We start from the raw sequence: 224 nt of genomic DNA, 5'->3' as shown, positions 1-224 counted from the left end.
TTCCAGGATGTTCCGGTAGCTCGTCACTGTCGGGTCGAAGACAATCTCGATCCCCTCGGCATGCGTGCCGTGATTACGATACGTGGCGTTCGGAATATCGCCGCCCGTGTAACCCACACGGGTCGAGATGATGCCGGGCCGCTTGCGGATCAGATCCTGCATGCCCCAGAAACATCCTCCTGCGAGAACAGCGCGCTGATGCATGTTAAGCCTCCTCTACTTGA

The 224-nt window shown here is 58.0% G+C and carries 1 protein-coding gene; it reads right to left on the bottom strand.

Going from position 1 to position 224, the window contains the following annotated elements:
* The coding region (locus tag A9513_RS17610; RefSeq protein WP_176707261.1) for a peptide-methionine (S)-S-oxide reductase at window positions 1-204 on the bottom strand (204 nt) is incomplete at its 3' end.
* Between the last annotated feature and the right edge of the window lie 20 nt (window positions 205-224).

The organism is Pseudomonas sp. AU12215, from assembly GCF_001675465.2.
Lineage (GTDB): Bacteria > Pseudomonadota > Gammaproteobacteria > Pseudomonadales > Pseudomonadaceae > Pseudomonas > Pseudomonas nitroreducens.
Note: the sequence above shows the minus strand (reverse complement) of the source record. Positions and strands in the feature narration are given on the sequence as shown.